The 5,939-nt window shown below is 54.8% G+C and carries 3 protein-coding genes and 1 pseudogene; 3 read left to right on the plus strand and 1 reads right to left on the minus strand.

What is annotated here, in order from left to right; translation table 11 throughout:
- Positions 1-153: 153 nt before the first annotated feature.
- Positions 154-270, plus strand: a pseudogene (locus DVH23_RS22900) (IS1595 family transposase); the annotation flags it as partial.
- 267 nt (positions 271-537) lie between these two features.
- Positions 538-3,033 carry a cbb3-type cytochrome c oxidase subunit I gene (locus DVH23_RS22905; protein ID WP_114579653.1) on the plus strand — a complete coding sequence of 832 codons (2,496 nt, stop codon included), beginning with the start codon at positions 538-540 and terminating at the stop codon, positions 3,031-3,033.
- Positions 3,034-3,599: 566 nt separating this feature from the next.
- Here the strand turns inward: DVH23_RS22905 and DVH23_RS22910 are convergent.
- Positions 3,600-4,553: a dihydrodipicolinate synthase family protein gene (locus DVH23_RS22910; protein WP_198668085.1), complete on the minus strand. Its 954-nt coding sequence runs from the start codon at positions 4,551-4,553 to the stop codon at positions 3,600-3,602.
- 168 nt (positions 4,554-4,721) lie between these two features.
- Here DVH23_RS22910 and DVH23_RS22915 point away from each other — a divergent pair, with 168 nt between their 5' ends.
- Positions 4,722-5,522, plus strand: a complete 801-nt coding sequence (locus DVH23_RS22915; protein ID WP_114579655.1) for an IclR family transcriptional regulator — start codon at positions 4,722-4,724, stop codon at positions 5,520-5,522.
- Positions 5,523-5,939: the final 417 nt, after the last annotated feature.

Below are 5,939 nucleotides of genomic sequence, written 5' to 3' on the forward strand. Positions count from 1 at the left end.
GAGCCGACGTTCAACATCCTGTGAGGAGGCTTCGTTGGACACACTCGTTGCCTCCTCAATCCGTCCGAAAAGTAGCTCCGATAAGCCGCCGCTGTCATGCGGTTCTTCTCTTAGCTAAAGACGGATGCGCTCAAAGGTTACGCCAATCACTCGGGCTTGGAGCAGGCCGCTCGCACCTACGGATTCCTTCGGTCGTTGAACCTTGCCGGAGCACCCGTTCATGGGCTTATCGATTGCTTCGTCGTCGGTGTTCTTCGCCACGCTGAGTAAGAGCGGATCCCACTATCAAACTAAATTCAACGCAATACTAAATAATAAACTAAATTTAATATAAATTAATAGAATAATATTGGTAAAAATAATATTCTATTATTATTTCCATAGGGATTTAATACGCTACAGAAAGACCTCCAAATTGGGCACAGGATCTACTGGAAAGTGGATGACAATCAAAACTACACCAATTCTATTTAATAATAAACAATGATGTATAAGGAGAAGAAACAACGACGAAAACACCAAGAAGTATAAGGACCAATGGCTGAGCATTTACCGCCGAGGACGTCGATCAAACGCTGGCTGGTGACGACCAACCACAAGGACGTCGGGATCCTCTATCTCGTGACGGCGCTTTTCTTCCTGATCTTCGGGGGCGTCCTCGCCTTGCTCTTCCGGGTCCAGCTTTGGGTTCCGGGCGGGACCATCCTCTCGGGCAGCGCCTTCAATCAGGCGGTCTCCATCCACGGCTTAGTGATGGTATTCTGGTTCCTTTCGCCGGTCGCGACGGGTTTTGCGAACTACCTTGTCCCGCTCCAGATCGGCGCGAAGGACCTCGCCTTCCCTCGATTGAACGCCTTGAGCTACTGGTTCTACCTCTTCTCAGGGATCTTGCTCGCTATCTCCTTTTTCCAGGGAGGGACGTTCGAGGGAGGCTGGACGATGTATGCTCCGCTCAACGTCCCGATGTACACGCCCGCGGTTCAAGCAACCACGGGTGGAACCGCTGCGATTGTCGCGCTGACCCTGTTCGTCGTCTCGATCACCGTCGGGACAGTCAACTTCTTGACGACGATCCACCGCTCCCGGGCGGAGGGACTGGGTCTCTGGAACATCCCCCTGTTCACCTGGTCGTGGCTGCTTACGGTCTGGATGATGCTTATTGCGTTCGCAGCGCTGCTCGCAGCGCTGCTCTTGCTCGTAACTGACAAGATCCTGCTGACCCAGTACTTCGTGACTGACCAGGGCTCGAGCCTCTTGTGGGCACACCTGTTCTGGTTCTTCGGTCATCCGGAGGTGTACATCGTCTTCTTCCCCGCGTTGGGGATCATGTTCGAGACGTTCCAGACGTTCACCGGCCGACGAGTCGTCGGCCGGAAGTGGGTTATCATTGCGATGGTATTGGTCGCCGTCCAGTCGTTCCTGGTCTGGATGCATCACATGTTCTTGACGACGATCAACCTCGAGATCAAGACGTTGTTCATGGCGACGACGATCGGGATCTCGCTGCCGTTCGACCTGATGGTCTTCTCGCTGATCTACACGATGGTCAAGGGCCGCGTCCGCTTTACCACCCCGTTCCTCTTCAGCCTGGGCGCGCTCGTCCTCTTCATCCTCGGGGGCATTACGGGCGTGTTCCTCGGCGCAGTCGTGCTCGACTACGAGTTCAGGGGCACCTACTGGGTCGTCGCCCACTTCCACTACGTGATGGTCTCGGGGGTGACGGCGCTGATTGGCGGCTTCTACTACTGGTGGCCGAAGATGACTGGGAAAATGTATTCGGAAATGTTAGGAAAAATTAACTTTTCGATCTACTTCATCGGGTTCAACCTGCTGTACTTTCCGATGTTCCTCGCCTGGGAAACCCCTCGTCGGGTGTTTCACTACGCCGAGGGCATGCAGATCTACCATCAGATGGCGACCATCGGCGCATTTGTCCTTGGGAGTTCGTTCTTGATAATGTTCTACACGTTCGGGAAGAGCCTGATCTCTGGGCCCGACGCCCCGGACAATCCCTGGGAGTTCTCTCGGACGGCAGAGTGGGCGATTCCCTCGCCCCCACCCCTGGAGAACTGGCCCGGGCGTCCCTCCTATGCTAGCGGCCGCCTCGAGTTTGTCGACGACACACCAGCGACTGACGGTGGTGGGACTGCCGACGTCGCGATCCCTCTCGAGCGCGACCCCATCCACAGCTATGCAACCGCCGACGAGGAACACGTAGACCACGCGAGTATCTGGCCATTCGGCATCGGTCTCGGAATCTTTGTTACCCTTCTTGGGGCCTCCGGAATGACCGGGACAGTCGCGGCGTTGGTTGAGTCACTCGACCCCGAGTACGCCGAGAGCTCGGGTCTCACGGCCAACGTGAGCTATCTCTACTCGGGGATCACCGTCGTCGGCCTGGTGACCCTAGCGTACACGCTCTTCGAGTTCGGCCGCGAGCGCTTTACTGCGCCGACGATGGCGATCGCCGAGCGGTGGCCCTTCGAGAACGTCGGTAACACGAAGCTCGGCGTCTGGTTCTTCTTGGCATCGGACGTCATCGTCTTCGGTGGGTTCATCGGCGCGTACCTCTTCATGCGAATCTACGCGGGCTGGGGCAGCTGGGATCCGGTCCCGCCGTTTACCGAACTCGGTCTCCTCAACACCTATATCCTTCTCACGTCGAGTTTCACGGTCATCCTCGCGCTTGTGATGGCTGAACGGAAGAACAAGACTGGTCTGTTGGCCACGCTTGGAACGACCGTCCTGCTGGGACTGGCGTTCATGGGCGTGAAGGCCTACGAGTGGAGCTACGAATTCAGTCACGGCATCTTCTGGTTTACCGACCTTCAGTACTCGATGTACTTCGTCACGACCGGTCTCCACGGAATTCACATCCTGTTTGGATTATTCATCGCCGGCTTCATGATCTACCGCGTGATCACGATCGACGCCTATCTCGAGGACCCCCGTCCGGTCGAGTTCTTTGGAATTTACTGGCACTTCGTCGACATCGTCTGGGTCTTCCTCTTCCCGCTTTTTTATCTTGTTTAATCATTTCAAAATTTCATCAATAATATTACCAACATTCATGTGGTATTTTGAACTATATTCTGAATCTTATGTCCCTCAACTGCGATGATAGAGAGGTAATTCAAGATGCTGGTTGCGGAGACCAGCGAGATCGCCCAGTCCGACGTCGGAGAATACAATAGGTCCCTATCTCTACGAACAAATAGGAAGCAGACAATCAAAACAGCACCCAGTGTCGGCGCCAAGTAACCGATTTACGCGACAGCCCTGGACAAAAGGATTTTTTATGTTTCTGTCATCCGAGCCGACGAGATCGTTGGTCTAACGACTCGTTGCCTACCCGTTCCCATCGGGAGCGGAAGAGCATCGCAGAACAGCAGTACACCATCGTCCCTCTAGTCCAAAACCGGAGTCTTGGAGAGGGGTGGGCATTTCGATCTCTGAAAACCGGATACATGATAACCTACGGAATTCGTGACACAGGTAGGCGACATCATCGGGCTCAACATCAGATCCTGTTGGTCGATTCCGACGGACAAATGATCGACTCAGTCAATTCTCAAAGCCCCATCGCAACCACGCTGTTGCTACTGTTCCGGGTGGGCCGGCAGGTACTTCCGGAGGCCGTCCTGGATGTGATCGTAGGCCCGTTCGGCGCGCTCCCGATCCTCGTCGGTGAGTTCAACGAGGGGCTCCCGGACGGGACCGCCGTATCGGCCGGCACACTCGAGACCGGATTTGAGCACAGGGACGCTGTTGGCACTGGGGTAGACGTTATCCGCGCCCGGTTCGCTCCGGAGGTTCATGAACGGCTGGGCGAGATCGCGGAGGTCGCGGGCCCGTTCGATGTCCCCCGCCTCGAGGGCGTCGAAGATCGCCAGTCCCAGGCGGGGCTCGACGTTGGTCGCGCCCGCGGTAAAGCCCTCGGCGCCCTCCAAGTAGTAGGCGGGTGCAAGCGGTTCGGCCATCCCACAGATCCAGACGACATCGCTCTCAACTGTCGCGACGCATTCGGCGAACAGCTCGATGTCGGGGATCGCCCACTTGATCCCGGCGACGTTCTCGTGGTCGGCGATCGCCTCTACGAGCCCGACCGTGACCTCGAACCCCCGGAGATAGGGGACGATGCCGACGTCAATGGCGTCGGCGATTCGGCCGTAGTAGTCGGCGACGCCGTGCTCGTGTTTGAACGTATGGTGGGGCGGCATCACCATGATCGCGTCCGCGCCGTTTTCTTCGTGGGTCCGCGCGAGGTCGATCACGGTCTTCGTGCTCCCGCCGACACCCGCGAGGACGGTCGCGTCCGCGGGAAGCGTCTCGCAGGGAACGCGGACGACATCGATCCGCTCCCTGCGGGACAGCGAGTGGTACTCGCTGACGTTAGCACCCGCCAGAAAGAGCCGGATGCCCTCGTCGTAGAGCCAGTCGGTCGTCGCCGACAGCTCCGCTAACAGTATCTCGTCCGTATCTGCGTCGTCGAACGGGGTTAACAATCCCACAGCGGCGTCTTTCAGATTGGATGTGACTTCGGCAGACGACACGTATTGAATTTGACCTAGCGTGATAATAAGCGTTGATGTTCCCAGACTACCTATGAGGGCACTTTCACTACCGTTTTCGGCGTAGGATCGCAGTAGGAGGCAGTGCCGGATAGCTTAATAGTCCGAGATAACCGAACCATTATATTGATTCAGCCGGTACAGGGAGCTATGACAAAGCAGACAGCGAAAACCACAGAACGGTCACTAGACGTAATCGATACGATTCAAACATTAGGTGGGGCAACGCTCGATGAACTCACTGCGGAGTTAGAGATAGCGAGAAGTACGGTTCACCTCCACCTCAAGACCCTTCTTGAAGAAGGGTATCTCACGAAGGAGGGTACGGTATATCACATCGGATTACGATTCCTCAATCACGGGGAATATGCACGCTCACGCAAGAAGGCATACACGCTGGCGAAGCAGACCGTAACAGACCTTTCTGATCGAACCGACGAAGAGGTCGAATTCGTTGTTGAGAACGATAATCGCGGCATTCTCGTCCATGAATCCTTCCATCCGGATAGCCACTTTCCAACTAAGGAACGGCATATCTCTACCACGCCTAGTTCAGCTGGAATCTACTATTATCTCCACAGCGTTGCAACTGGCAAAGCAATTCTCGCCGAATTTCCTGATGAGCGTGTCGAGGTGGTACTGGATGACTGGGGACTTCCCAAACAGACAGCACACACCATCACGGATCAGAACGAGTTCTTCCAAGAACTGGAAGTGATTCGTGACCGAGGCGTTGCATTCGCCGACGAAGAGTATGTTGACGGCCTTAGAGAAGTTGGGCGACGTGTGACCGGTCCTGATGGGAGCGTTCTCGGTGCGATCGCCATCATCGGTCCGAAGTATCGATTCACGAACAAACGGTATACCAGCGAACTGCCGGAAATTTTGAGAGAGTACGTCAACGACCTCGAGACCGAAATCAGTGATTCATACTTAGATGATTATCGCTAGATATTCGGATTGCTCACCTACTTCATCACCTTGTCCAGGTATATTGTATCATTATTACGTATCCTCTGTTTTCGGAGTGAGAGTATAAATATCCATTACATCCGTATGAGTGTAATTTTGAGTACAACTGTGAAATAGCACGGCGCGATATTAATAGTGTCCGGTAAATATGGACTATTATACATGGATAGAGTATACCGTTCTAGAAGACCCGATAACCGTTATCAACTGGATTAACAACAGCTGTCGGTGAAGGGCCGACTATAACGGGATGTTTCCTATTACGACTTCGCTCATCTCGATAGATCGTAACACCAATTCCGCTGGCGGATCACATACCGACCAACGATGGACGAGGAGTCTGCCCGGGTCTTCCTTCCACCACGTGATCGATGTTTCGAACGTCTCCGTCTCGCC

It is taken from the genome of Saliphagus sp. LR7, from assembly GCF_003344565.1.
In the GTDB taxonomy this organism is placed as follows: Archaea; Halobacteriota; Halobacteria; order Halobacteriales; family Natrialbaceae; genus Saliphagus; species Saliphagus infecundisoli.

Bases quoted from the DNA above. Each gene is read 5' to 3' on its own strand.
- DVH23_RS22915 (WP_114579655.1), top strand. From the start codon at position 4,722: ATGACAAAGCAGACAGCGAAAACCACAGAACGGTCACTAGACGTAATC.
- DVH23_RS22905 (WP_114579653.1), top strand. From the start codon at position 538: ATGGCTGAGCATTTACCGCCGAGGACGTCGATCAAACGCTGGCTGGTG.